General features: G+C 38.9%; 19 protein-coding genes, 3 pseudogenes and 2 other annotated features. Of the genes and pseudogenes, 3 read left to right on the forward strand and 19 right to left on the reverse strand.

What is annotated here, in order from left to right:
* Positions 1–2: 2 nt before the first annotated feature.
* Positions 3–233: a binding site (T-box leader), on the reverse strand.
* A gap of 106 nt (positions 234–339) precedes the next feature.
* The 6 genes from pepT to IW492_RS03625 all read right to left on the reverse strand — a co-directional run bounded on the left by pepT (position 340) and on the right by IW492_RS03625 (position 7,642).
* On the reverse strand, positions 340–1,578 hold the full coding sequence (gene pepT / locus IW492_RS03600; protein ID WP_202065304.1) for a peptidase T: 1,239 nt from the start codon (positions 1,576–1,578) through the stop codon (positions 340–342).
* 76 nt (positions 1,579–1,654) lie between these two features.
* Positions 1,655–3,298 (reverse strand): peptide ABC transporter substrate-binding protein, encoded by a 1,644-nt coding sequence (locus tag IW492_RS03605; protein WP_236671768.1) that lies wholly within the window; start codon positions 3,296–3,298, stop codon positions 1,655–1,657.
* Between the two features lie 111 nt (positions 3,299–3,409).
* Positions 3,410–3,639 (reverse strand) — a binding site (T-box leader).
* 89 nt (positions 3,640–3,728) lie between these two features.
* The gene (locus tag IW492_RS03610) at positions 3,729–4,691 is read right to left on the reverse strand and encodes a siderophore ABC transporter substrate-binding protein (RefSeq protein WP_202065306.1); all 963 of its coding nucleotides are present in this window, start codon (positions 4,689–4,691) and stop codon (positions 3,729–3,731) included.
* Positions 4,692–4,974: 283 nt separating this feature from the next.
* Positions 4,975–5,733, reverse strand: a complete 759-nt coding sequence (locus tag IW492_RS03615; RefSeq protein ID WP_202065314.1) for an iron ABC transporter ATP-binding protein — start codon at positions 5,731–5,733, stop codon at positions 4,975–4,977.
* Positions 5,730–6,698 (reverse strand): iron chelate uptake ABC transporter family permease subunit, encoded by a 969-nt coding sequence (locus IW492_RS03620; RefSeq protein ID WP_202065323.1) that lies wholly within the window; start codon positions 6,696–6,698, stop codon positions 5,730–5,732. Before IW492_RS03620 ends, IW492_RS03615 begins: the two co-directional genes overlap by 4 nt.
* Positions 6,695–7,642, reverse strand: coding sequence for an ABC transporter permease (locus IW492_RS03625; protein ID WP_202065333.1), 948 nt, complete (start codon positions 7,640–7,642; stop codon positions 6,695–6,697). The genes IW492_RS03620 and IW492_RS03625 overlap by 4 nt, the downstream gene beginning before the upstream one ends.
* A gap of 349 nt (positions 7,643–7,991) precedes the next feature.
* Here IW492_RS03625 and IW492_RS03630 point away from each other — a divergent pair, with 349 nt between their 5' ends.
* Positions 7,992–8,441, forward strand: a complete 450-nt coding sequence (locus IW492_RS03630) for a YueI family protein (protein WP_202065337.1) — start codon at positions 7,992–7,994, stop codon at positions 8,439–8,441.
* Between the two features lie 377 nt (positions 8,442–8,818).
* Here the strand turns inward: IW492_RS03630 and IW492_RS03635 are convergent, their stop codons facing one another.
* The 6 genes from IW492_RS03635 to IW492_RS03660 all read right to left on the reverse strand — a co-directional run bounded on the left by IW492_RS03635 (position 8,819) and on the right by IW492_RS03660 (position 15,468).
* Entirely contained in the window at positions 8,819–9,511 is a 693-nt protein-coding gene (locus tag IW492_RS03635; RefSeq protein WP_202065339.1) for a glucosamine-6-phosphate deaminase, read from the reverse strand.
* A 170-nt stretch (positions 9,512–9,681) separates the two neighbouring features.
* Positions 9,682–11,667 (reverse strand): ABC transporter permease, encoded by a 1,986-nt coding sequence (locus IW492_RS03640; protein WP_202065341.1) that lies wholly within the window; start codon positions 11,665–11,667, stop codon positions 9,682–9,684.
* Positions 11,668–11,672: 5 nt separating this feature from the next.
* Entirely contained in the window at positions 11,673–12,428 is a 756-nt protein-coding gene (locus tag IW492_RS03645; protein WP_202065342.1) for an ABC transporter ATP-binding protein, read from the reverse strand.
* Between the two features lie 117 nt (positions 12,429–12,545).
* Entirely contained in the window at positions 12,546–13,538 is a 993-nt protein-coding gene (locus IW492_RS03650) for a sensor histidine kinase (protein WP_202065343.1), read from the reverse strand.
* 1 nt (position 13,539) lies between these two features.
* Positions 13,540–14,217, reverse strand: a complete 678-nt coding sequence (locus IW492_RS03655) for a response regulator transcription factor (protein ID WP_202065344.1) — start codon at positions 14,215–14,217, stop codon at positions 13,540–13,542.
* Between the two features lie 444 nt (positions 14,218–14,661).
* Positions 14,662–15,468, reverse strand: a complete 807-nt coding sequence (locus tag IW492_RS03660) for a carbonic anhydrase (RefSeq protein WP_236671769.1) — start codon at positions 15,466–15,468, stop codon at positions 14,662–14,664.
* A gap of 263 nt (positions 15,469–15,731) precedes the next feature.
* Here IW492_RS03660 and IW492_RS18590 point away from each other — a divergent pair.
* Positions 15,732–15,926, forward strand: a pseudogene (locus IW492_RS18590) (transposase); the annotation flags it as partial.
* A gap of 844 nt (positions 15,927–16,770) precedes the next feature.
* Here the strand turns inward: IW492_RS18590 and IW492_RS03670 are convergent.
* The 3 genes and pseudogenes from IW492_RS03670 to IW492_RS03680 all read right to left on the reverse strand — a co-directional run.
* On the reverse strand, positions 16,771–17,436 hold the full coding sequence (locus tag IW492_RS03670) for a hypothetical protein (RefSeq protein WP_202065346.1): 666 nt from the start codon (positions 17,434–17,436) through the stop codon (positions 16,771–16,773).
* Positions 17,414–18,103 (reverse strand): cell division ATP-binding protein FtsE, encoded by a 690-nt coding sequence (locus IW492_RS03675; RefSeq protein WP_236671770.1) that lies wholly within the window; start codon positions 18,101–18,103, stop codon positions 17,414–17,416. The genes IW492_RS03670 and IW492_RS03675 overlap by 23 nt, the downstream gene beginning before the upstream one ends.
* Positions 18,104–18,187: 84 nt before the next feature.
* A pseudogene (locus IW492_RS03680) lies at positions 18,188–18,756 on the reverse strand (IS30 family transposase); the annotation flags it as partial.
* On the opposite strand from IW492_RS03680, the pseudogene IW492_RS18500 reads away from it, so the two are divergent.
* Positions 18,756–19,108 (forward strand): annotated as a pseudogene (locus tag IW492_RS18500) (transposase); the annotation flags it as partial. The pseudogenes IW492_RS03680 and IW492_RS18500 overlap by 1 nt on opposite strands.
* 175 nt (positions 19,109–19,283) lie before the next feature.
* On the opposite strand, the gene gshAB reads toward IW492_RS18500, so the two are convergent.
* From gshAB to IW492_RS03705, 4 genes are all read right to left on the reverse strand, one after another.
* The gene (gene gshAB / locus IW492_RS03690) at positions 19,284–21,554 is read right to left on the reverse strand and encodes a bifunctional glutamate--cysteine ligase GshA/glutathione synthetase GshB (RefSeq protein ID WP_202065362.1); all 2,271 of its coding nucleotides are present in this window, start codon (positions 21,552–21,554) and stop codon (positions 19,284–19,286) included.
* Positions 21,555–22,241: 687 nt separating this feature from the next.
* Positions 22,242–22,955, reverse strand: a complete 714-nt coding sequence (treR, locus tag IW492_RS03695; protein ID WP_202065364.1) for a trehalose operon repressor — start codon at positions 22,953–22,955, stop codon at positions 22,242–22,244.
* Between the two features lie 195 nt (positions 22,956–23,150).
* A complete protein-coding gene (gene pgmB, locus IW492_RS03700; protein WP_202065366.1) occupies positions 23,151–23,801 on the reverse strand; it encodes a beta-phosphoglucomutase in 651 nt (216 codons plus the stop codon).
* Positions 23,798–26,473, reverse strand: coding sequence for a glycoside hydrolase family 65 protein (locus tag IW492_RS03705; RefSeq protein ID WP_202065368.1), 2,676 nt, complete (start codon positions 26,471–26,473; stop codon positions 23,798–23,800). Before IW492_RS03705 ends, pgmB begins: the two co-directional genes overlap by 4 nt.
* Positions 26,474–26,663: the final 190 nt, after the last annotated feature.

A 26,663-nucleotide genomic window follows, 5' to 3' on the forward strand; every position in this document is an offset into this window, starting at 1 on the left:
GGTTTGAGGGTGAAAAGTCACGGTGCCACCTCAATATTGAAAGAATCATTCTTTCCTCTCTATCAGTCGTCTATCAACGACCTTTCTCTGTAACGGGAGTACCCGGAAATGCCTACTCTGGTTCAACATTTCGCTCGAAAGTCCATTCACAATTCCTTCCCTGCTGATTTCCACCACCATCAGCTCGCTGTAAAGTACCGGATATTGCTACTCCTCTTTCTCAAAGCTTCACTATTGTTCCTCATTATATTCTCATTTATCTGCTGTGTCAACATTTTTCCATTAAACAGATGAATCAGGAAAAACCTCAGATACAACAGGTTTTAGAAAGACCACAGATTAACTGTGTACCCCACCTGCTGCATTCTCTTTGATGATTTCCACAATTGTTTTCACAGCAGCCTCCATCGCCTCCGCTGTGATAAACTCATACTGTCCATGAAAATTTTCTCCTCCGGCAAATAAATTAGGCGTAGGCAAGCCCAAATAAGAGATTTTCGAGCCGTCCGTTCCACCGCGAAATGGAGCAATCAACGGTTTGATCCCCAGATTATTCATTGCTTTCACAGCCAGCTCGACAGGCCGCATGTCCTTTTCAATAATCTCCTTCATGTTGTAGTACTGATCGACAAACGTAATAGTACATCTTGGACGATCCAGCTGCCCATTCACTTCTTCGACTCTTTCCTGAAGAAATTGTTTCCGTGCAGCAAATTTCTCCTTGTCATGATCACGAATAATATAGGTCAGCTCTGCATGATCCAAGGTTCCTGAGAAGCGATTCAACAGGTAAAATCCTTCATAACCCCTTGTTTTTTCAGGTACTTCATCAGCCGGCAGCAATGCATCGATCTGTTCTCCAACTTTGATTGCGTTAACCATAAGACCGTATGCTGTTCCCGGATGCACACTGGTTCCTTCAATTTCAATCACAGCTTGAGCGGCATTAAATGTTTCATACTCAAAGCTGCCGACTCTCCCGCTGTCCACCGTATAAGCAAACGTTGCCGGGAAAGCAGCCACATCGAAGCGGTCAGCCCCTCTGCCGATTTCTTCGTCCGGACCAAATGCAATCCAGACATCTCCACGGCTGATCTCAGGATGCTCAAGCAGATAGATCACAGCTTCTATGATTTCCGCAACTCCTGCCTTGTCATCAGCACCCAGCAGTGTTGTACCATCGGTCGTAATCAATGTCTGTCCCTTGTAGTCTTTTAAATTGGGGAATTCTTCCACCTTCATTGTAAGACCCAATTCTCTGTTCAACAACACATCCTGACCATCATACTCAGGAAAAATCTGAGGTGTAATCCCCTCTGCTTCAAAATCTGCCGTATCCAAATGCGCAATAAACCCAATTGCCGGAATATCTGTTGTTGTATTTTTAGGCAGTCGTGCAGTCAAGAAACCATTCTTCTCATTATAATGGATATCTGATAAGCCCAGCTCTGACAGTTCCTTTTCAATCACCCTTGCCAGCTCGATCTGACCCGGTGTTGTCGGAATCGTCTGACTGGCTGCATCGGAACGTGTATTTACTTTTACATATCTGATAAAACGATCCACTAATTGACTCACTGTTTTCCTCCGTTCATCAGAACATGTCTGAAAACTCCAAAAACGAAATTTCCAGACATGCGCTGCTTATTATTTTCTATTCTTCAATGTAGGCTGTGCGCAGATTAAAATAATCTCCATATAAATGATAACTGATCCCCTTCACTGTTGGATTGATCAGATAGTTGGAGGCGCTTTGGTAAATAGGAACCTGCGCTGCATCTTCATCCAGTAAAATATCTTCTGCTTTTTTATAATCCTCAAATTGTACATTTGGAGAATTAGCATCTGTCGTTTTCGCCTGATTCACCAGTTTGTCATACTCAGCATCTTTATATCCTCCGTAATTGTATGCAGAGCTGCCTTCATACAAGTTGAAATACGAATCCAGATCACTGCTGCCGGCAATCCAGCCTGACAGAGACAATTCGTACTCTTTGTCTTTACGGGATTGAGTAACATTATTTTTGGGCTGTGCAGAAATCGTAACTTCCAAGCCCTCAAGATTTTCCTGCAGCTGACTTTGAACATATTCAGAAATTTTCTTACCCTGTTCATCATCGGATGCCAGTAATGTTAATTTCACTGTTTTACCAAGATCAGACTGAGCCTTTTTCCATTCTTCTCTTGCTTTCTCTACATCATAAACCAGATGATCACCGCTGTAAGCTCTGAAATCTTCTGAAGTATCCGGATTTGTGTAAAGGTTCGCCGGGATTAACCCATTTAACGGTTTTGAACCGTCATTTAACACATTGGTTGTCAGTGCTTCTTTATCAATCGCCTGTGCAATTGCTTTTCTCAAGTGCAGATTCGCTAAAGGCGTACCTTCTTTTTTGTTAAAATCAAGAAAATAATTGGCCACATCTGAATAGCTGATATAGCCCGGATCATCGCTGTACTGTGCAACATACTGTCCACTGATTCTGGTTAGATCCAGCTCACCGGTCTGATACAGATTAATCCCTGTATTTTCTTCCTTAACGGTTGTAACATCTACTTCTTCCAGCCTCACTTCGTCAGCTGCATAATACTCAGGATTCTTTTTCAGTGTCCAGGTATCAGAAGAAATTGTCCAGTCGGCAATTGTAAACGGTCCGCTGTAAATCAGATGCTCACTGTCAATCCCATAATCTTCGCCCTGTTCTGTAACGTATGCTTCATTTTGAGGTGCCAGCCAACCAATGGAGACCACTGAAAGGAATGACGGCTGTGCCTGATCCAAGGTCACAATAAATTGATTGTCCTTCGCTTCAATACCCATTTCATCAACCGATTTTTCACCTGTACGAATCGCTTTGCTGTTCTTCACGTTATCCAGCAAATACGCATTAGGTCCGATTGTTTCAGGAGTGACCAGACGTTTCCAGGAGTACTCAAAATCTTCAGCAGTAATTGGTTCCCCGTTGCTCCACTTAATATCGTCTCTCAGTGTAAATGTATAAATCAGACCATCCTCACTAATATCTAGTTTTTCCGCCAATCCTGGAATTGGTGTGCTGTCATCATCAAAACGATAAAGTCCTTCAAACAGATGCTGAATCATTGTAAATGTATTTTTGTCCATTGCCTGCGTTGTATCCAGTGTTGAAATCGGAGCAGGAGAACTGATTTTAATTTTCTGTTCCACACTGCTTGCTTCCTTATCTGTCGCTTTTGTTGATTCTGATGCTGTTCCGCCGCACGCACTCAATAGTAGTGCTAAAGCAGCCAACCCTGTTGCAATCACTCGTTTTTTCATACTTATTTCCTCCTTCATTAACTATGCTACCCATACTTAAAATTCTGTTCCCTGCTGCGATGCGAATCGTATTTTCATCCAAAAATGTAACAAAAAAGCCCTCATCCTTGTAAAAAGGACGAGAGCTTAAGCTATCGCGGTACCACCTTCATTGACTGTAAAAAAGTCCACTCTATCAGTACAAACATACTGAGGTGCTGTAACAGGCACTCCTGTATTGGCTTAAATATTCAACCAATCTGTTCAAAGGCCATTTTCTTCCTCAGCATCACTATCTCTTTCCACCAGTCGAGACTCTCTTTAAGCTGTCTGAAAAATACTTTCCTTCTCATCACATTTCTATAGATAACATGTTACTGAGAATATTAACAGATAATTTTTTAACAGTCAATTCATTTTAAACCATTATTTCATTAAAAATTTTAATGGATTAGTCAAATGCTTTCGTGACATCTTCGATCATTAAATGCGTAGACTCAAGTCCGCCGCCGCTTAGATACCAGACATCCGGCTGCAATGTGATTACTTTTCCGTTTTTACCTGCATTTGTTTGCTTGATGAGTTCATTTTCAGTAATATTATTGTTTGTTTCATCTCCGCCAATCGCCTGTGTCCGATCCACAACAAACAGAATATCAGGATTTTTTTCCAGTACATATTCATAAGAAACGCTTTGACCATGAGTAGAAGCTTCGATCGCATCATCTGCCTGGGCAAAACCAAATGTATCATGAACAATACCAAAACGAGATCCTTCACCATATGCAGACAACTGACCTTCATTCAACAGAACAACCAGTGCTTTCTCACCGGATGCTTCCGCTTTTTCTTTCAACTCTGCAATCTCAGTTTCCAGTGAGCTGATTTCTTTTTCAGCTTCATCCTGTTTATCAAAAATCTCTGCAAGTGTTTTGATATTTTGTTTTGTTGAATTCCATGTATCAGACGCATCTACTGAAAGATAGACCGTTGGCGCAATTTTGCTCAGGTCCTCTTTGAAATCACTTTGGCGACCGGAAATAATAATCAGCTCCGGCTGTAGTTCATTGATTTTTTCCAAATCAGGTTCTTTGATGCCGCCTGTAGATTCTACATCTGCATATTTATCAAGATATTTGGGAAGACTTGAAGTTGGTGCACCAATAACCATATCACCGACACCCAGCGCATCCAATGTATCCAGTGAACCATTATCAAATACAACGACTTTTGTTGGATTTTTCGGTACTTCAACAGTGCCGTCCGAATCCTTCACAGTAAGGGTTGTTGCTTTTTCACTGCTCACAGCTGTTGAAGAATCTGTCGAGCCTGATTCCTGGCCATTTCCGCATGCTCCTAATATCAATACTGCAGCAACTGAAAATACTGCAAATGCTAAAATTCTCTTCTTCATTTCGTTTCCTCCAACTTTGTATTTTCTTTTATTACGGTCTCTTAAAACCTGATACACAGTGTTTTAAAAGCAGCTTCTTTGACAATAAGCCGAAATTATTGAGAATTACTATTTTATATAAAATAGATGTTTCCTCATGAGACACTCGTCACAGTTTAGGTCATATAAGTGATGATCAATACCTGCCTAGTGCTTACTTCTGGAACGCCGTTTATTCAGTCTTAGGGGACTCAAACAGACTTTTGTCACAGACCCTCTATCAAACAGTGTTATTAATCGTTGCTTAGCTAAAATACATACAGAATCGTTTTCCCTCTATTTCACAGATACGAATAGTCATATCATATAACTGATTGAGCGTTTCCGATTGAATCATTTCCTCCGTCGTACCGTGAGCGAATAACTTTCCGTCTTTCATTGCGACAATTTCATCTGCATAGCTGGCCGCAAAATTGATATCGTGAAGTACGATGATAACTGTTTTCCCAAACTCATCAACCAGCCGCCGCAAAATCTGCATCATCTGCACCGCATAATTCATATCCAAATTATTTAACGGCTCATCCAGCAAAATATAGTTGGTATCCTGAGCAATCACCATAGCAATGTATGCTCGCTGCAGCTGACCGCCGGATAATGTATCAATCATCGTATCCGCCAGATCAGTCAGACCGAGATGCGCCATTGCTTCATCCACTTTTAGATGGTCTTCTTTGTTCAGCCGTCCTTTTGAATAAGGAAAACGCCCGAAACTGACCAGCTCTCTGACTGAAAGCTTTAAATTGATACTATTTGCCTGTTTCAGAATCGACAGTTTTCGAGACAGTTCATTCTGTTTCCATGTCTTTACTTCATTATGATCCAGGTAAATTTCTCCTGTATCTTTCGGAATCAATCGGCTCATCATGGAAAGCAATGTACTTTTGCCCGCTCCATTTGGTCCAATAAAAGCCGTCAGTTTTTGCTCCTCAACGGGCAATTTAATTTCTGAAACAACGAACGTATCGCCATACTTCTTTGAAACATTTTTTATTTCAATCATTTCTGCTGCTTCCTTTCATGAATTATTTTCCCGATAAAGTAAACACCGCCGCCAAATTCAATGACAATACTCAGTGTTGTATTTAATGCAAAAACCTGTTCAACCAAAAACTGACCGGATACCAGCAGGAAGATCGACAGCAGGCTGCCGCAGATAAACAGCTCTCTGTGACGATATGTGCCCATCAGCTGATAGCTCATATTCGCAACAATAAATCCTAAAAAAGTCACCGGTCCAACTAAAGCAGTCGAAAGACCCACAATCCCGCTGACTGCAATCAAAATCAGCAATTGAAACCTTGAAATATCAATTCCCAGATTTGTTGCCTGATCATTTCCCAGATGAAGAACATCCAGTGAATGACTTTGACTCCACAAAAATCCCGCAAAAATGACCATTAAACCAGCTGCAATCAGCAGATAATGACTATTTACATTGCCGAAGCTGGCAAAAAGTTTCCCCTGCAGCAAATCATATTCATTCGGGTCCATCACTACTTGAAGAAAGGTACTGATACTGCTGAAAAACGTTCCGGCAATCATCCCAATCATCAGCAACAGAAAAAGATCATTTTTCCCTCTGCCAAGCAGAAATTTTGAAAGCAGTACGCTGATACTCATCATCAACAGAATATTTCCCAAAAATTGAGGCAATGATTCTTTCCCTAATATTGCCTGCCCTCCTAAAAAGAAAAACAGTGTGGTTTGAATGAAGACATACAACGAATCCAGACCTAAAATATTCGGAGTCAGAAAATGATTCTGTGTCATTGTCTGAAAGCTGATGGTTCCAAACGCTGAGCCGATACCCACCAAAGCAAATGCCGCTAGTTTTTTCCCTCGTAAGGCAAGCGCAAACGACCAGTTCCCATAGGTTTTATAGGTTAAATAAAAGAAACAGATAAGAACGACTCCGATTCCCAATAATACGAATGTCGTAATGGGAGACTTCACTATTTTTTTCAAGCTGTCCTCCTCCTTAATAAAAGGAAGATAAAGATCAGACTGCCAATAACACCAACAACGACACTAACTGGGATTTCATAAGGCGCAATAACAATACGTGCTGCTACGTCACAAATCAGCAGAAAAATACTGCCGCCAACTGCCGTAATCCACAAAGTATTCTTCATATGATCTCCATAACGCATCGATACCAGATTCGGAATAATAACACCCAGAAAAGGAATGCTTCCCACCATAATCAGAACAACTGCACTTGACAATGCCACAATACTCAAACCTAGAAGCTGTGTCTGCCGATAATTCAAACCAACACTATGTGACATGTCTTCCCCCATACCAGCAATCGTAAAGCGATAGGCAAAAAAATATACGATGACTAACAACGGAAGGGTTAGATAAATCAGCTCATAGCTGCCCTTCATAACTGTGGAAAAATTTCCCTGCAGCCAGGAAGACATATTTTGAACCAATTGAAACTGATAGGCAAAAAAAGTCGCAATCGAACCGACGATATTTCCGAACATCACACCAATCAACGGAATCATCACCTGATTCTTCGGTGGTAAGAACCGTGTCAGCGAAAGAAAAATCAATGTACCGCCAAAAGCAAACAAAAAAGCGATTAATGAACGAAACAGCAGCGGTGCCGTGGGGAAGAAAATCATGACAACCAGTATCCCGAGTCGTGCACTATCCATTGTTCCCGCTGTACTTGGCGAAACAAATTTGTTCTGCGTTAAATGCTGCATAATCAATCCAGAAACACTAATCGTACTTCCTGCAATCATTAAACTGACTGTTCTGGGAATCCGAGTGGTCAGCAACACCAGCTTCTGTTCAGAATCCCATTGGAAAAGCTGGGTAAAAGAAATATCCTTCACACCAACAAAAATCGATAGCAATGCTAAAAGGAGTATAAACAGAAATAGACCTACTTTTTTCATGCATGAGCTCCTTTTTCTAATTGAGAATGATTTTCATTCTTAACAACTAGTTTATGTGATATTTTTTGGAAAAGCAACTATTTTTCGGTATATTCTTATTTTTAGTAATCAATTGACCTACTTCGGATAGTAGTACATAAATCCCAATATATAAACTTTTTATGCTATACTTCAAGAGAATGATTCTATGTTTGAGTAGATTTTACATAAGTATTTTCATCATTTTACTATTTGTATAACCATGACAAAAGGACTGAAAGAAACCGAAAAAGAAAAGCTTATTGAGGACTTGTGTACTCTGCTTCCATAATAGAGTCCAATACGGGTAATAAACGAAAGGAGCTTTTTTATGACAGATGAACTGCAAAAACACCTGGACAGTTCCCTTTACGGCACACCCAGGATCAAGCCAGATGAACAAAAAAAATACATGGGAACTTTTAAAGAACGCTGCTATGTCACGATGACTATCGCTCAAATGAAAAATCAAACCGATAGAAAAAACTTTCTGACAGAGCTGAAAAAGTATTCTGACGGTACTGTCCTATTGAACGGAAAAATGGACATCTCCCTACAAACTACCTATATAAAACTAATTAAAGCACAGGGAAATCGCTTTACAATTGTGAGTGAAGCAGAAAACAGCGGAAATCAGTCATTAGGTCTGATTATTGCCGCTTCAGAAGCAGTAGATGAAGAAGAAATCGATATTGAAAAGAAATATCCGCAGTCTGACGACAAACAGGATACAAAAGAAGCCGAACAGAAAAAAAGCTTTTGGAAGAATTTGTTTAAATAGGCTGCAGCAGTCAGGAAAGATTTCCGGCAAAAGCTCTATTCTTCCCAAAAAAAGAATAGAGCTTAGCAACATATACATAAATAACGGGACTGTGACATAAGTATGTCTGAGATCTCTAAAACCGAATAAACGGTGTTCCAAAGCCCCTCCATGCTTCGAGGATCGGAACGAAGTGAGAACCGTAGACGCAGAAAAACGGATACAGCGTAATGTTTTGTCTCGAGAATCGTTAGACTCGTAGAGACAGCAGTTCTGGAAATAAGTCGAACTATACTGAAAATATGAGTAGCTATTTTCGTATAGTTCGACTTATTTCTTGAGACAGAACACTTCTGTCACAACCTCGTTATTTATATAATAGATTCTTTTATTAACACTTACAATGCTCCTGCTGCCTCCTTATCCAGAATAACAGTTAAATTAGGATGCAGCTGCAAAATAGAAGCTGGTCGATCTTCTCCTATCGGGCCTGTTAGTACTCGACTAACCATCTCAGCTTTCTCTGCACCATTAACAATCAATACAAGATGCTTCACTCGCATGACACTGACTGGTCCCATCGTTACAAATTCCAAGCCTTTTTCCATCATCTCCGGAACAAACCAAGACTCTTCTCCTGTAACAGTTACTTTGTGCGTAAGAGTGTTAAAGGTGGTTGTTCCCGGCATATTGCCGCAGAAATGTCCATCTTTACCCAAACCAATCAGCATTGCGTCCAATCCGCCAGCTTCTTCTATTGAGCGGTCCTGTGTTTCGTAATTTTCAAGTGTCAAAGGATGGATGTTTTTTTCATCAATTCCTGCAGGTGTTAAGTACAGCCTTCTTAAATCACTCATAGTTATTCCTTCTTTTTGACCCTCTACAGGAATCTCATCAAAATTATAGTAGTGAACATTATCATAATTGGAACTTCCTTTGACCACCTTAACCATTTTTTTATAGACCTTCACTGGTGTATTTCCTCCAGTAATAGACAGATTCACTCGCCCGGTTTTTGCCATATGACCCAATAAAATATTTTTTGCTGTTTCACTCATCGAATTGAAATCGCTTTCAACGATAATCTTCATGTAAACACTCCATTTCTGTCTTATATAAGATAATTGTAGACTATGGGAATATTCCCATGTCAAGATGAAAAATTAGACAATGGAGATGACACCCCCCTCCATAGCTAGCATACAAAAAAGTCCGAAAGAAATCCCCTCGATTTCTTTCGAACTCAATTTAAATCTGCCTCTCATCGTTCTACCAGTCGATAATAAACCTTAGAAGTTCGCCAGTAGATAATGAAATAGCTCAGAGCAAAGACTGCAATACAGACTGCCGTCGTCAACAGCAGTAATGACGTATTCGTCAGACCAAACAGAACAAGCAGTTTCCTGATCATCGGAAAAGCAAAAGTCAGATGAATGACTGCAACTGTAATTGGCAGGAAGAAAACCAGCAAGATCTGATACTGAATTGTTTTATGAACTTCTTTGCGGCTAAGCCCAACCTTCTGCATAATTTCAAAACGATCGTGATCATCATTTCCTTCTGAAATTTGTTTATAGAAGATAATCAGAGTTGTCGCGATGATAAAGCTCAGCCCAAAAATCACTCCAATAAACAGAAATCCCCCTAATACAATGCGGTTCTCTTCTCTGTCCTCATCTATAGAAGAAACAGTCACATCCTCTTCTTCTCCGGCTTTTGCTCTCAACTCTGTTCTTAAAGCCTCTGTCATTTTCAGCCGCTGCTCCAAGGAACCATCCAGTTGAAAGCTAATAGTACTCTCTGAATCAGCAGTAACAGTATAAGAACTGTCCTGAAAATCTTCAATAATTTTTGCGAGGATCTCGTCATATCTTTCGTCTGAAACAAACATTAGAAAAGAGTTTGAGCTTTCGTCCTCTGTTTTAGGCGCCATACTGAAATTATCCAACACCTCATTCACAAGAAAGACCTGCGTTCCGATTTTAAACTCTTGTGACGTATAGTCTCCGTAGAGAGGATATAGCAGAATGTCTTTTCCGGTTAGTTCAATGTTCTCTCCTTCCACGCGGTTATACTCGCTTAGTTTAAGTAATTGGAATCCTCTCATATCTTTATAGTTGCTGAGTGTTTCTTTAGCCGGAACAAATGTATCTTCCTTAGCCTTGAACATAATGATTCCCTGTGATGAATGAACATATTGCAAATCCTCCACAGAAAGGTTATGAGCTTCAGCAGCAGCATACAATGATTCTTTTACTTCCTCTATAGGCAGTACGGTCTCTATTGTATTTTGAAATGGATTTCTGTTGCGAATGATGTCCTCCCGCCCCACATAAAGAGAAACTGTTGAAGAAATGGTTACCAGCGCCATTGTACAAAGGATACAAATACTTGCCAGTCCTGCACCATTTTGCTTCATTCGAAAAATCATTCCTGAAACAGAAATAAAATTAGACGGTTTATAATAGAACGAATTGTTCCGCTTCAGCAATTTCAAAATAGTAATACTGCCGGTTACAAATAAGCTGTATGTCCCGATAATGACCAGAATTACTGCGATAAAAAATTGCGTCAACGCTTCCAAAGGGGATTGAATAGTCAACGAAATAGCATATCCGCTGCCTAAACAAATAATCCCTATCAGAGCAAACAGCCATTTAGCTTTCGGCTCCTTCTCTCCCGATTTCGCCTGCTCCAACAATTCAATCGGCTTTGTTTTCCTTACCTGCCACATATCATAAAGAAAGGTACTTAAGAAAATTCCGGTAAACAACAGCAGAACTCTTAGTACAGAGGAAAAAGATAAATCAAAGTCAAATTCGTCCCCAAATGCTGTTATCTTTTTTAATATTAAAAACGTTAATTTAGAAAAAATAATTCCTGAGACTATTCCCCCAACCATAACAAGTAAAAATACATAGAAATTTTCAAACAGCATCATCACTGTCAGATTTTTTTTATCCATTCCCAGAATGTTATAGAGTCCCAGTTCCTTCTTTCTTCGTTTAATCAGAAAACTATGCGTGTAGAAAGTAAAAATCACCGAAAAAATCATGATGATTTTGCTTCCCAGACTAAACATCATTTTTACAGACATTGCCTGCGGGAGAGTATTCATTCCTTCATTATGAAGCATCACCTGCATGATAATATTTAAAATAACTGTAAACACCGTCGCCAGAATAAAAGGAAGATAGACAGTTCGGTTCTTCTTTAAATTATTGTATGCTAAACGTAGGTACAGCATCTCCATCACCCCTTCGCCAACAGTGTCGTCATTGTTTTAGATATTTCATCCAGCAATTGTTCATTTGTCTTCTGCCCTCTGTACACCTGATGGAAAATCTGGCCGTCTTTCACAAATAGAATTCGATTTGCTCTACTGGCAGCAAGTGCACTGTGGGTTACCATTAAAATCGTCTGATTCTGCTGGTTAATCTCCTGAAAAAGCGTCAGCAGGTTTTCTGAACTTTTAGAATCCAAGGCTCCTGTAGGCTCATCTGCTAAAACAACCTGCGGCTTCGTGATCAATGCCCTTGCTACTGCCACCCGCTGCTGCTGTCCTCCTGAAATTTCATAGGGATATTTTTCCAGAAGCTCTCCAATTCCCAGAATCTCAGCTAAAGGAAATAAGCGTCTCTCCATCTCACTGACTGCTGCTTTCGACAGTACCAACGGCAAAAAGATATTATCCTTCACAGAAAAATTATCCAGCAAATTAAAGTTTTGAAAAACAAAGCCGAGGTTCTCCCTCCGAAACGCTGCCAAATTCCCTTCAGGAATTTCTGTAATATCTTTTCCCTTCAATAATACCGATCCTTGTGTCGGTATATCCAATGTTGCCAGGATGTTAAGCAGGGTACTCTTCCCTGATCCTGATTCCCCCATAATTGCTATGTATTCTCCTTCTTCTACTTGAAAAGAAATATCTTTCAGCGCAGTTACCTGATTTCCGCCAAAGCGGGTCTGATAAATTTTTTGTAAGTGTGTCACTTCAAGTATTGCCATAGTATGTCCTCCTCTGCCTCATTTGAGTAATCGGCTGTTTCTCATTTCCCATATTAAACAAAACAGCAGCCAAAGACTACTTACACTTTAGCTGCCATACTTACAATGCTGTAAGGTTCATTCAATTTGATAGAGATGCTGGCTCAAATCCAGCCAGACCTTTGTCCCTTTACCAACCTCCGACGTAATATGGATAGTATGACCCAGACTTCTCATTACTTCGTCACTCATATACAATCCAAGTCCCGATGCTTTTTGATGATTATGTCCGTTATACCCTGTATACCCTTTTTCAAATATTCGCTGTCTATCCTCAGGCAAAATTCCGATACCGCTATCTGCAATAATAAGCTCCTTTGAATTCTCGGGATTGGCATAAATACGAATACCGCCGCGTTTGGTATACTTAATTGCATTTATCAAAATCTGCTCCACTACAAACTGCAGCCACTTTTTATCACTGATAACCGACTGCTTGGTCTCCTGAAAAGAAAACGATAGATTCTGATAAATAAAAAACGTTGCATACTTTTTTACCGTCTCTTTAATGAGACGATCAATGTCTATCGTCTCAAAAACAAAATCAGTCTCTGTATGATTTAGACGCAAATACTGAAGCATCATGTCCAAATACTGATCAATTTTAAACAATTCCTGTTTTAACACTGTATGATCCAGCTGATTTTCCTGCATTTTTAAATTCAAAACAGCCAATGGTGTTTTAATCTGGTGACTCCACAAGCTGTAATAGTCCATCAGCTTGTGGTTAACTCGCTTAGATTCCCCAATCTCCTGCCGGTATTCTTTATCTAGACTGTGCAGCATTTCTTCATAATCCTCTTCAAGCAATGTACTGCCGCGTTTCCTATCCAGCACATGAAGCTTTACAGCTTTCTTTCTGCCGTCCAGCTGCTGATGTTTTGAATAATATCGATAGAATTGTACTGCGGCAATGACTGCCAGCAGAAAAAAGGAAAACAGCAGCGCATCACTATACGCTTCAAAAGAAATATCATGAAGGAAAAACGTTACGCCAAAAATTAAAATAAATCCCATGTATGTCAAAAGTGCAATCTTCTGATCCAACAGATAACGAATAAACACTCTCATGTCATTCTTCCTTTCCGAGATAGTACCCTTTCCCCTTTTGCGTTTGAATAAATACATCTAGTCCTATATCACTGACTTTCTTTCTAAGTCGCGCTATGTTCACCGAAAGCGTGTTGCTGTCGACAAACGCTTCATTTTCCCAAAGCTTCTCCATAATCAGCTCTTTCGGCACTACTTTTTCCGGCTGTCGAAACAGCATATCTAAAATTTTTGTCTCATTCATTGTCACGGGAACACATTGTTCTCTACAGCAAACTTCAAAATCCTCAAGATTCAGGATATAGTCGCCATAGTTCAATGTCCGAACTTCTACCATCACAACATTTCTTCGCATAATTGCCTGAATTTTTGCGACAAGCACTTCCAGGTCAAAGGGTTTTGCAATAAAGTCATCCCCACCCATATTCATTGCCATAACAATATTCATATTATCACTGGCAGAAGACAGGAAAACGATTGGAACAGCTGACTGTTTGCGAATTTCTGTGCACCAATGATAACCATTATAAAAAGGCAATGAAATATCCAAAATTACCAAATCCGGCTGGAAAGCCTCAAACTCAGCCAGTACATATTGAAAATTTTCAACTGCGAGTACCTCAAAGTTCCATTTTTTCAGATAAGCAGACAATGTTTCAACAATCTGTCTTTCATCTTCAACAATAAATATCTTTTTCATAAGCTTTTCCCTCCACTCAACGCATCCGATAGTCTCAGCTTCACGTTTCTTCCAAAGCTGTTTCTTCAGCCTGTTCTTATCACAAGCTTACTTCTAAATCTGCAGCTCTGCCAACAAAATTTTCTTCAGCTCATCAGCTAAATCTTTTTTAGTGTACCATAAATTATAGAGAATATAATGGGACCGAGGGAGGAAATCAGTTGATACGAAAACGCCGCTTTTAGCTTTTTTCCCACTTTTCAAGTGTATGTCTCTCACTAATAATTTTCTTCCTGCAGCCTAATTTCCTTGTATTCATCGTTCCCCATCTGTTTTAATACTTCCTTTTTTTACCTTCAAAGAGATGGATGATTTAGACTCTAATCAACATTAAAAATAAAAAAACAGCTTAGTTCCTCTTACAAAATCCCAGAGGAACCAGCTGTTTCAATAATGCTGTCTTATTTATTCTGTATATTCAAGTATCACCCGTTCATTCAGCGGCTGTGTTTCTCTATTGTTGTGAGAATACAATTTTTTAAACGATTCAATCTGCTCTGCTGATACTTCTACAGGATTCTTCATTACATACCATTCTACATTTTCATTTAATGGCGGAGTAGTTAAAGAACCAAGGTAATGGTAGTAGCTTTTATTTGCCGGAATCATATCCTCCAAATCAGTGATAGGATCTGTTTTTTCATTATTAACATCGTCAAGAGCTTCCTGAAATCCTTTGTTTTCAGCTCCTTCTTTAAAGAACACGCCAATTACAGCAATACGCCCATCTTGGGCAATGTTAACAAAGTGTGCTTCTAAAGGATAATGCTCTCCGTCAACTGTATGTTCACTTTCTGCATGAAAATGAAATTGTGTCAGAGCAAAATTACGACCATTTATCACTGCTTCACCACCAGCAGTAAATTGAATACTGTGACCGTTATTCTCTGCTTTGGTGATATCTATTCCATAATCCAGCTCAATTGTTCCTTTATCCGGCATCATTGCTTCTGCCTTGCTGCTTGGAATATCGATTGGGGACTGCATATCTCCCGCTGTAAACTCCCAATTTTCCTGATCATCATAATTAAGGTGCTCTTCGGCTTCCTTTTTCTCACTGCTTTCTGTAACAGCTGCAGTGCTTGATTCTGATTGTGAAGCGGTTGTTTTTTCTGTTCCGCAGCCTGTGATAGAAACACTCACTCCAATTAATACGGTCATTGCTAAAATCTTTTTCTTCATCATTTCATCTTCTTTCTGTAAATTATCCATTGCTTACTATACTCTCTTTTAAAAAAAAATAAAGCACTTTTTAGATTTTATCAACTATTTCTTTTAGGAAAAATTGACAAAAGAAGCAAAAGAAAACTCCTTCTTTACATTGCAGTACATCAAAAAAAGGCTCTATACTATCTAGTATTGGTGAGGTGCCATTCACTGCACTTTTTCTTTTTGAAAAAAACAGAAAAGACATCTTGAAATCCGTTAGAATTAAAGTCGACCAAAACCAACCTAAAGGAGTGTTTCAAGATGTCTCTATCCGAGCCTACCAAAGATTTCCTTATTCGAACGGTCCCTTAGAATGTCTCAATAATCATAGTAAAGTATTGAAGCGAATGACCTATGGGTTTCACAACTTCACCAATTTCAGAGAGCGGATCTTTTTGTATAGAAGAACCTATTTCCTCAAGAAGAAACCAAAAGCAACACTGAAAAAGCAAGCAGGATGACATAGATTTCCTCCCTGTTTGCTTTCTCTAGCGTATTTCTTTTACCAACACTAGCATCTTGACAACATTATATTTTTGTTTTTTTAGGATAAAAACCAAAAAAAGTGAGTAATTCCATGAATCAAAAATATCAGGTCAATCTGAGTGAAATTGAACCTCGTAGAATCTGTTAGCAGAAAAACCATTCGTGTCCTGTAAAAAACACAACTTAAGCCTCACTAAAAAAAGCAATGGTGTATTTCTAAAAAAGAGTCCGGACATTTTGTCACAGCCATGGAAAACATCATGGAAGCCTACGCTCGTCCATATGACCCGGACTGTCCACTCATTTGTATGGACGGAGAAGCCCTACCAGTTATTATGTCATTGACCCGTTACCTATGAAGGGTGGGTAGATACAAAAATAGGACTACGAATACGAGCGCAAAAGAGTATTCAATATTTTACCCCTCACTGGCTGGCGCCATGTCAGTGCTCAACAAACACGAAAGAAACAGGTCTGGGCAGAAAAAATAAAGGAACTGGTAACCCTATACTATCCCAAGGCAAAACGAATTCGCTTAGTAACAGATAACTTGAACACCCATAGTATCAGTTCCTTGTATAATGGCTTTGCACTGGAACTTGCACAGCGCTTAGATAATTCATCATACACCCAAACACGGGAACTGGCTGAATATTGCCGAAATTGAAATTAATGTGATTACCCAGCAGTGCTTAAACAGACGAATTCCAACACTTCATGACTTGAAGCAAGAACTCAGTGCGATTGAAATTTATTTATTGATAAAGATTTAAAAATTTTTGACAATCTAGTATTCTTAAATCCAACAATATCTTTGATTTAGTTAATAACTCTTAATATGCTTTTATTAACAAAAAATACACTAATTATGAACACTACTACCATTCCCGAGATAGACCAGAGTATTGTTTCTATGCTAAAAATAGGAATGCTATCCTTAAATAAATGTCCGATTGGAAACATATTCCCTAGTAAAAAGACAAATTTATTTATAGCCATTCTAGACAGTAGATACCCTATAGTCCCCAAAAAAGGTAGACCAAACAATACTTCAACTATCATTTCAAAAGAAACGTAAACAGGAGTAGCCCCTAATAGAAGTTTTGTCTCAATATCATCCTTTTGAATAATAATCTTTTGACTCAGATAAACAAAATATCGAAAAATTCCCAAAATTAATAATCCAACGATAAACATAAATAAGCTCGTTTTTACTGTTAACAATAAAAAATTTAAATCAGGTTCTTTATTTACAGCCTGTAACTCATTAACTGGTGAATTATTAGTTGATTTTTCCCTTGTTTTAGAAATGACACGAAAAAGATTGAACAAGTGTAGCAGTAGAAATTCAAAAAAGAAAAAAATCAATGTTGCAATGTCACTATAGAATGTTTCTTTAGCTGCCCTACATCTAATTTTCAAGCTTCTATAAAAAAAATTTTTGACATAGATAACATAATGTTTATTCTTTATAGTATTGTCCATTTTTTTCATCCCTTATTATTTTTCCGTTATCTAATTCAATAACCCTAGAATTTAGCTGATTAACTATTCTTGAATTATGGGTAGCCATAATAATTGTTTGGCCTAATGCGTTTACCTTATTTAAATAATTCATTATCTCATTTGCATTACTTGGATCTAAATTAGCTGTGGGTTCATCAGCAATGAGTATTTTAAAATTTCCAACTAATGCTCGAGCAATTGCTACTCTCTGCTTTTCACCACCTGACAATTGATTAGAAAATCTTTTTTTCAAACCAACTAAATCAACCGCTTCCAAAGCATCCAACACTCGCTTTTTAACTTCTTTCCCAGTGTAGATTCCTTGTATTTCTAATGGATACGCTACATTTTCGAACACATTCAAGCTTTGAATTAATCGGAAATCTTGAAAAATAAAACCGATATTTCTCTTATAATTCCTCATTTCCAATTGATTATTTTGATTCATCAGTTTCTCATTGAAAAAAATCTTGCCTTTGCTAATCCTCTTTTCGAAAGATAATGTTTTCAAAAGTGTTGTTTTTCCAGAACCACTTTTCCCAACAACAAAAACAAATTCTCCATCTGCAATTGAAAGATTTATTTTGTTAAGAATTAATGTATCCTCAATAATTTTATTAACATCAACTAATTCAATTATAATCAACATCTCTCCTTCTAACTTTTAGATTACTTTAAATCACTTTGAATATCAATATATTTTTTATTTATAACTTAAAAATCTCAAATATCAAATTAAGATAGACAAATCATTGTTACTAACGTAATTCAAGAATACTTCTAAATGGTGTTTTATTAATTCAACGATTTTCTTGGGATATTATTTCTCTTGGATGTTACTGATTGAATAAAGGTTTCGTCCACTAAATTAAAGTCCATAGCTTTTGATAAACCATCTTTACGCAATAAACCGTTAGAATTCTCATTCAACCCTCGTTGAGAAGACGTTCATGAATCTGCAAAATAAATATCACTGTCATTATTATTGCTAATTTTCTTCCAATTTGAAAATTCTTTTCTACAATCAAAAGTGATTGATTTGAATAGATTTTTAGGTACAAACTGAAACCAATAATCTAATCTGTTTTCAATATCTTTTACCTGTCGTTCAGATGGCTTTAATATGATAATCACTTTTGATAGACATTCAACTGAGGTAGTGACTGTACTTTTATGTTTCTGACCGACGATAGTATTACATTCAAGGTGACCAAACTCCTCTGCAAATAAGGTATAGTCATTGGTACGTTCATGAATAGAGCGACGGAAAGCTTGTCCTCCTCGTTTTTCTTGATAACCCTCAGTGCTGCTCTCACTGTCAAGCGAAGAACAAGCAGACCATTATCAAATGGGGCTGAAAAAAAGTCACTCTCTTACTCAATGATGCCAGTAACTGCAAAACCCTGCTCTCTCTTAAAAAGCAGCGCTTTTTCTGTAAGGATTGCTTTCATTACGCACTTACTTTTCCCGTTATTCTAGGAAAGAGCATGCACACGTTTGTTTAGTCGTTACTGATTTTTACAGTCCCTATCGTACGTTAGTAAAGGAGCTGTTTCCTAATGCTTCCATTGTCGCAGATCACTTTCATATCAGCCAACACATGGGGCTACAACACAGAATTCAAATAATGAAGCGATTCAAAAAAATCGACCTACACGCTCTTCTGTCCTCTTTAGTATGACAGGAAATAGCGTGTAGGTCGATCGTTTTTTTCTTTTCATTCTGTTTGGTGAGGGCGTTAGCCCTCATGAGTGTTTGTCTCGACCTCCTTCTATTTTACTGAAGACCTATTCAAACAGATTTCTGTTTTTTTGAGGTTGACTTATTCACTCAAACAACTCTGGATACAATAATTTCAACACATCCATTGTCAAATGACGACCCACTCCAGAATAAGGGTATATATGCATATGCATTGCCGGATTGAAATTAGCTTCGATAATTCCATAAGTATTGCTTTTTTTATCAGCCGGAATGGATTTATCGGGAATGATTAAATCAATTCCGCATATTTTAGCCCCTAATGCTGCCACAGCTTCTACAGCAAGCTTCTTATAACTCTCATCAAACTGATCCGTCACATCAATGGAATCGCCGCCGGTACTGATATTAGAATTTTCTCTCAGATAAACCACTCTTCCCTTTTCAGGTACAGCATTCACCACCAGATTCTGTTCCTTCAGCATCAGCCGCTCCAATTCACCTAGCTGGATCAGCTCTAAAGGCGCCCGATGGTTGCTGCCTCTTAAAGGATGAAGGTTCTTTTCTGCAACCAGCTCTTCTATTGACCGGACACCGTCTCCCACAACATTAGCAGGAATGCGCAGCAAAATAGCTTTTACTTCATTATCCAACACAAAAAATCGATATTCTGTTCCCGGCATAAATTCTTCAACGAGAACAGAGTCGTCTTCCTTAAACGCAATGTTCAAGGCTTCCACATAGTCTTTCCCTGAAGCACCGTCTTTAAAGATAGATATCCCAAGCCCATAATTTGTCGATTTTGGTTTTACAACAAATGCCTGCTTCTCATATCTTAAATATGCCCGTTCTGCTTCTTCAATTGAAGAAAACTCCTCCCCGCCTGGCACACGAAAGCCAGCCTGTTCCAACACCTTTTTTGTGACTGTTTTATTTTCCATAATCAAGGGAACAATATAACTGTCTTTACTGGTCATATTCGCATTCTTCACATACTCAATATGCTTTCCATGCTTCAATTTCAGGAACTGTTCCTGCTCATCAAGAATATCTATTTCCAGCCCCTTCTGAATTGCATCAAAAAGAAACAGCTGTGTGGATAACTCCATATTTCTGAACCCGGCAAGCTGATAGGGACGCTCAAAAGCTAGTAAATGGTATTCTTTTCCATAAACAATTCCCAGTTCATGGTTAGAATTTGCTTCAATGATTGTCCACATTTTACCTGAAATAGTCATTTCAGGCATTCTTAGCTGTTCATGATAGGTTGTCAGCATTTCTTTTTTACCGTAAATTCCTAATTCAGTAACCATTTCAATCATTTCAGAGAAAAGCCTGTCACCCTCAGCCAATATATTCACTGTTGAAAAAGGATGCCCCAGCGCTACCTGTTCATTCAACAACTCACCGGTTGCTACCCATTCATCTGCACTTTCTTTTTCATCTGTCCATAGTAAAAACAGCATAAATAAATGCATAAATTCAAGCATTTCTTCGTCGATACCAAAGGGTGCGAACGGATTTAAATCAATATTCCTCAATTCAATATAACGAATGCCGGTCTGCGGCAAATCTGCCATGGATTTTCCGCCTCTCAACCGGACTGGAGCGTAAAACTCCTTCTCTTCGGACAGAATCCCATTTTCCACCATCGTTTGAATATCATCAATATACCCTTCCAGCGTTTCATAGGACACACGGACATTCTCCCTATTCCGATAGCCAAAAGAACTGTTACGCAGACTTCTTACCGGCTCTGCGGGATGCTCTTCTTTAGCCGTAAAGTACCCCGGCTCACTAACAACCGAGGCACCAAATAAATACGTAATCAGCCAGCGGTAACGAAGATAATTACGTGACGCCTTCATATAAAGAATGTTTTTAAACTCTTCAATTGACTTAGCCTCTTCCTGTACATGATACATTTGAAAAATTAAGCTTTCTGCATATTCAAAATTAAAGTGAATCCCGCTGACCATTTGTTTTCTTTTTCCATACTCTCTAGCCAAATAGCGTCTGTAAAGAATCCCTTCATACTGATCCAGCTTTGCAATTTTGATGTCCCGCTCATTTTCCGGAAGTTTCGGCGGCATACTCATTGGCCACAGCATTTCCTCTCTATTCATCGAACGAATGGTCACATCATGAATCGCTGCAAGATAACGCATAACCTCAGTAATCGAATCTGCAACAGGGGTAATCAGTTCCACCTGTGTTTCACTGAAATCCGTTTGAATATACGGATGATAGGAACGATTGCCTAGTACTGAAGGATGATCTGTTTGAGCCAGCTGACCGTCCAATGTCACTCTCTGACTCTCTTTTTCAATGCCAAAACGTGCTGTCAGCGCATAAGGACGAACGCTGTCTTTATTTAGTATCTCTTTAAAATTCATCTTTTCGCCTTTCTGTCTATATAACTTTTTACATTACTTACTATTATATAGAAAATTGATCTAAAAGAGAATCTTTCTGACCCCTTAAATAGAATTAAATAATTAATTCTTTGTACTCATTCAGCACAAAAACTCCGAAAAAAGTTTCGGAGTTCGCCTCTCTTTGTTGGCGGTCTGTCTGAAAACTATTGAGAAAATACGTTTGTATCGAGAATTAAGCAGTGTGAGACTCGTAGATATAAGATTTTTCTGTAGTAGAAAGTCAGTTAGCAGAATTGCCAGTCTCACTAAGATAAATAATCTAGTAAGATGGTATACGCAGCTCTGATGGGGATTAATTGGTCAAAATTTATTCCATATGTAAAGAGATAGCTGTATGCGAACGACAAGCTTTGAATGTGTTAACATTCAACCTTTAAACGGCATCTGACCCTTGATCCAGCAGAATGCTAAATGCATGACAATCACTGTTAATTTATAGTGGCGCATATCTAAGGCTCGTTTGCATAACTTACTCCTGCACTTTTAACAAATACTCGTCGCATATTCAGCATTCTCATATGTAACACTATTGGATATGCTTCACATTTCTTGGATTAGAAGAATCACTTAGTTTTAATTCGATCCATACACCAGCTCATATCTAGTTTTCTGAACAGAGTCGCCACTAAAATTTTCAGACAGACTCTAACCTTTTCTGCGTCGGGCAAATTCTATAAAACGGAATTTATCCAGTCGGTGAATAGATTCAGTATACTCAAAACAATTAGTATTTTCCAGATACACTAGGCTGCGGACAACAACCACATGACTGTCGCCATGGAGTGTCATCAGCTCCTGCATTTCCTGTGTCACCGGTTCAGCAGTGATCTCTTTTTGCGCATAGGAAATATCCAGTGACAGATCATTCTCAAAATAGTCATAGATTGAATCTTCCGCTCTGTCTTCAGGCAAATCCGGAATCACAGATTTTAACAAATAATCCTTATCCAAAATAACTACTTCACCATCAATTTTTCGCTGTCGAATCAATTTCCAAACGGGATCTCCCACCGGCCAGCCGGTTTTTTCATTTAACTTCTCCGTCACAGGAACCTCTTCCAACACACGAACAATCGTTTCACTGGGGATTCGCTGTGCTTCTTTCAGCTCTTTATAACTAGTCAGACCGGCAATCGGAAAATCAAAACGATTCAAGTCCAAAACAATAGAGCCTTTCCCCTGTTTTTTTTGAATATATCCGGCATTCAATAACAAATTCAACGCTTTACGAATCGTCTCTCTCGAAACACCGTAAATTTGTATTAACTGATTCTCACTTGGTAAAAGGGAATGTGCAGGATACTCATCTGCCAAAATTTTCTTTTCCAGATCAAGGAAAATCTCATTAAACTTATTCATACTATCTCCTACCTCCGTCGATAGTTATTATAATGTCTCTGAAATTAAACTGCAACCCTTGTATATCCTTTTATTACAGCTATGAGAGCCGTTTCAAAAAATATTTCCCAAATAATTTAAAAAGAAAAACCTTTCACAATGATAGAATTTTCCAAATCTTGTCATTGTAAAAGGTCTGAAATCATTAGCTCCAGCTTATTTCTTCAGCAACTCATCGATAGCCAATTCATCCAGCCGATAAACCAGCTGATCAGCACCTAAAAGTTTTTCATTTTCGACAATACCCACCGCATACATCCCTGCGGCATTGATTCCGTCAATGCCTGCCTGAGCATCCTCAAAACCAACAGCTTCCTGAGGCTTTACAGCTAATGCTTCTGCTGCTTTTAGAAATATCTCCGGATCAGGCTTCCCACGATTTAGAGTATCTGGATCTACAATATAGCTGAAATATCCGGTTACTCCCAGCTTTTCTAAAATTACCGGGGCATTTTTCGAAGCTGAAGCAATCGCACAAGGGATTTTTCTTTCCTTTGCCTGACTGATAAACTCCTTCACTCCCGGCAATAAATCTGCCGGAGATAACGTTTGTAACAACTCTACATAGTGGTCGTTTTTCTTTTCCGCCAGCTGCTCTTTCTCTTCTTTGGAATAGACAGTTTCTTTTCCGCCATAAGCTAGAATCCGATCCAGTGAGTCCATCCTGCTGATTCCCTTCAGCTGTTCATTGAATACTGGGTCAATGGTAATGCCCAAGGTTGCCCCCAAATCCTTCCAGGCTATATAGTGGTATTTTGCTGTATCGGTGATGACCCCGTCAAGATCAAAAATGAATCCTCTTCTCATTTGGCACTGACTCCTTCATAAAAAAGTTGCTGCGATTGCCCACTTTCCAGAGAAACAGTTTCTCCTTTAATAGTGACTCTTACCGACTGATCCGCTTCAATTTGAATCTTCTCTTTATCTATGACCAGTTGATAATGGACCCCTCGAATATTTAAACGGAACTTCAATTTCTCCCATGTTTCCGGCAGCTGCGGTTGGATTGCAACTTCCTTTTGACGAATATCAATCCCGGCAAAAGTTGTTAGTGTAATAAACAATGTGGCAGCCATCACTCCGGCATGAATGCCTTCCGCTGTCGTTCCGCCCTGTATATCCTGATAATCTGAATACAGCGCCTCCTGATACAAGTTCCAGGCAAGCTCTTTATCCTCAACAATGGAGGCCAGTTGAGAATGCACTATTCTGGATAACGTTGAGCCATGAGAAGTTCTGGCCAGATAATAATTCAAGTTCTTCTCAAGATAATCCTCCGGCAGCTGATAGCCCATATCCGCTAAAATCTGATCCACCTTATCTTTGCGGAAATTATAGAAAATCATCAACGAATCAGCTTGTTTAGCTACCTTATATTCATCAGCCGAACATCCTTCCGCACTTAAAATACGATCCATTCGATAGATATTTCCATACTCTTCTTTATAGTAAGTCCAGTCTATTTCTTTCAAATCAAAATAACCGGCAAATTGAGCAATAACCCCTTCCGAATTAATTTCCAGATTCAAGTCATGTCGGATACGATTCATTTGAGCCAGATCCTCTCTGGTCATTTCCGCTTTTTTCTGCGCTGTTGCTAAATCATCAGCAGAATAATTCAGATACAATGCTTCGATTTCTTCAAACAGCCAAACGACCATCATATTAGTATAGGCATTATCCGTCAATCCACCCTTAGTGCTTCCCGGATACGCCTCATGGAATTCATCCGGACCCATCACTCCAGAAATTGAATAGCGCTCAGTTTTGTCGTTATACGCTGCAATACTCAACCAGAATTTTGCAATTTCCATCAACAATTCAATACCATGATGAATCATGAATTCTTTATCTTCAGTATTGTTATTATACAGCCAGACATTATAGGCAATTGCCAAAGATACATGACGCTGCAGACGGCTGTGATCTTCTCCCCATTCACCGCTGATCGGATTTAGATGCAGCTCCTGTGACTGCTCTGTTCCATCCAAACCGGACTGCCACGGGAACATCGCTCCCTGATAACCGGCTTTGGCAGCACTGCTTTTGGCAGCAGGCAAACGATTGTAGCGATACATCAACAACTGCCGTGCTGTTTCCGGAAAATGAATAATATAGAACGGAAGAATAAACAGTTCATCCCAGAAAATATGTCCTCGATAGGCTTCTCCATGCAGTCCGCGAGCAGTAATTGAAGCATCCAAAGTTGGATTAGCTGTTGGAGAACCTGAAACTAATATATGGTAGGTGTGAAGATGCAGCATTTTTTCAGACATCATATCCCCTTCAACCATAATGGCTGTTTCCTGCCAATAGTCTTTCCACACTTCAGAAGACGCTTTATACATACTATTAAAATCAGAAATTTCGAAAGCCTCAAACTCATGGCTTTTTTGTTCTTCCCCTTTTTTATAAAGATGGACAGCTACACTTTTTTCAAGTGTGTACTTTTGACCCTCCGCCATTTCGACGGACATCGATTGGATCACCTTTTCATCCGTTATTTCAGAGATCAGTTCAGACAGATCCATTGTTGAGCTGAAAAGCTGTGCTTCCTGAACAATTGTAAATGCCGACTCTAGTGTTTTTGCCTGTAAACGGCTCCTCATTGCCTCTGCTACAGTCTCAGTAACTTTTAAATGCTGCTTTGTCAGACTGCGGTAACGAGCCACGTTATAGTTAAAAACTGTTCCATCTGCTTCAGTAGTAATTGTTACTTTTCCATTGAAATTAAGGGGCATGACTTCATAAGACAAGCTGTATTCATGCATATTGGCCATACTGACTACACGCTTCACCGTGACTTTTAGCTGACTTCCGGCAGAGGTTTCCAGAATACTTACTGCTTCAAACAAACCGGTTCGCAAATCCAAACTTCGTTTAAAAAATTTCACTGTTTCCTGCGTGAAGTTCACTATTTCTCCATCAATTTCCAGCGAAATATACTGCAGATTTGGCGCATTGACAAAATCCTCATTTTTAATTATCTGACCCTCTATCTGTGACTCGGCTGTATTATACAGCCCTGCAAGATATGTCGCCGGATAGGTATCTTTTGTAATTCGCATTTCCGGTACTGTGCCTCTTAACCCAATAAATCCGTTTCCAGTGGTTAATAAGGATTCAGCAGCATACTCATCTTTTCCCGTACGAAAATCATGATAGACTAAATTCCAGCTGCAGTATTCTGCTTCCTCTTTCAGTGAAGCCTCTACAGAATCCTTAACTGCTGACGCAAAAATAATCGGTTTATTCAATGTTTCTTCTAATATCAGGCGAAATTTATCTACTTCTTGAAATTCCATGAAAGACTCAGTTTCAGACCAATTAATTATACCCCCATCAAAAATACTGCCTTTCAATTCTTCACGAATATTTGCTGCGTTTTCTACCGTCAGTTGACCTGAAAATGTCAACGTTCTTCCTTCGACTAACACCATCAGCTGTTCATTTTCTTTGTGTATTTCTATATAATTCATAAGATACCCCTCCGAAACTTGTCTATACATGTTCACCAACAATTATACAATTCCATTCTTTCTTTTTCAAGCGTTATTATCTTATTTATTTTTGTACTTGAGGCTCTTCAGTCCATTTATACAACTACAAATTCCCTTGATATATCAGTATTATCAGTATTATTTATTTCATCTGTTACAAATCTTACCG

It is taken from the genome of Enterococcus sp. BWB1-3 (assembly GCF_016745275.1).
In the GTDB taxonomy this organism is placed as follows: Bacteria; Bacillota; Bacilli; order Lactobacillales; family Enterococcaceae; genus Enterococcus_L.

What these genes read in the sequence shown, in the direction of transcription:
- IW492_RS03605 (WP_236671768.1), bottom strand. Translation starts at nt 3,298, where the DNA reads ATGAAAAAACGAGTGATTGCAACAGGGTTGGCTGCTTTAGCACTACTA.
- IW492_RS03610 (WP_202065306.1), bottom strand. Translation starts at nt 4,691, where the DNA reads ATGAAGAAGAGAATTTTAGCATTTGCAGTATTTTCAGTTGCTGCAGTA.
- IW492_RS03615 (WP_202065314.1), bottom strand. Translation starts at nt 5,733, where the DNA reads ATGATTGAAATAAAAAATGTTTCAAAGAAGTATGGCGATACGTTCGTT.
- IW492_RS03625 (WP_202065333.1), bottom strand. Translation starts at nt 7,642, where the DNA reads ATGAAAAAAGTAGGTCTATTTCTGTTTATACTCCTTTTAGCATTGCTA.
- IW492_RS03630 (WP_202065337.1), top strand. Translation starts at nt 7,992, where the DNA reads ATGACAGATGAACTGCAAAAACACCTGGACAGTTCCCTTTACGGCACA.
- IW492_RS03635 (WP_202065339.1), bottom strand. Translation starts at nt 9,511, where the DNA reads ATGAAGATTATCGTTGAAAGCGATTTCAATTCGATGAGTGAAACAGCA.
- IW492_RS03640 (WP_202065341.1), bottom strand. Translation starts at nt 11,667, where the DNA reads ATGCTGTACCTACGTTTAGCATACAATAATTTAAAGAAGAACCGAACT.
- IW492_RS03645 (WP_202065342.1), bottom strand. Translation starts at nt 12,428, where the DNA reads ATGGCAATACTTGAAGTGACACACTTACAAAAAATTTATCAGACCCGC.
- IW492_RS03650 (WP_202065343.1), bottom strand. Translation starts at nt 13,538, where the DNA reads ATGAGAGTGTTTATTCGTTATCTGTTGGATCAGAAGATTGCACTTTTG.
- IW492_RS03655 (WP_202065344.1), bottom strand. Translation starts at nt 14,217, where the DNA reads ATGAAAAAGATATTTATTGTTGAAGATGAAAGACAGATTGTTGAAACA.
- IW492_RS03660 (WP_236671769.1), bottom strand. Translation starts at nt 15,468, where the DNA reads ATGGATAATTTACAGAAAGAAGATGAAATGATGAAGAAAAAGATTTTA.
- IW492_RS03670 (WP_202065346.1), bottom strand. Translation starts at nt 17,436, where the DNA reads ATGGACAATACTATAAAGAATAAACATTATGTTATCTATGTCAAAAAT.
- gshAB (WP_202065362.1), bottom strand. Translation starts at nt 21,554, where the DNA reads ATGAATTTTAAAGAGATACTAAATAAAGACAGCGTTCGTCCTTATGCG.
- treR (WP_202065364.1), bottom strand. Translation starts at nt 22,955, where the DNA reads ATGAATAAGTTTAATGAGATTTTCCTTGATCTGGAAAAGAAAATTTTG.
- pgmB (WP_202065366.1), bottom strand. Translation starts at nt 23,801, where the DNA reads ATGAGAAGAGGATTCATTTTTGATCTTGACGGGGTCATCACCGATACA.
- IW492_RS03705 (WP_202065368.1), bottom strand. Translation starts at nt 26,473, where the DNA reads ATGAATTATATAGAAATACACAAAGAAAATGAACAGCTGATGGTGTTA.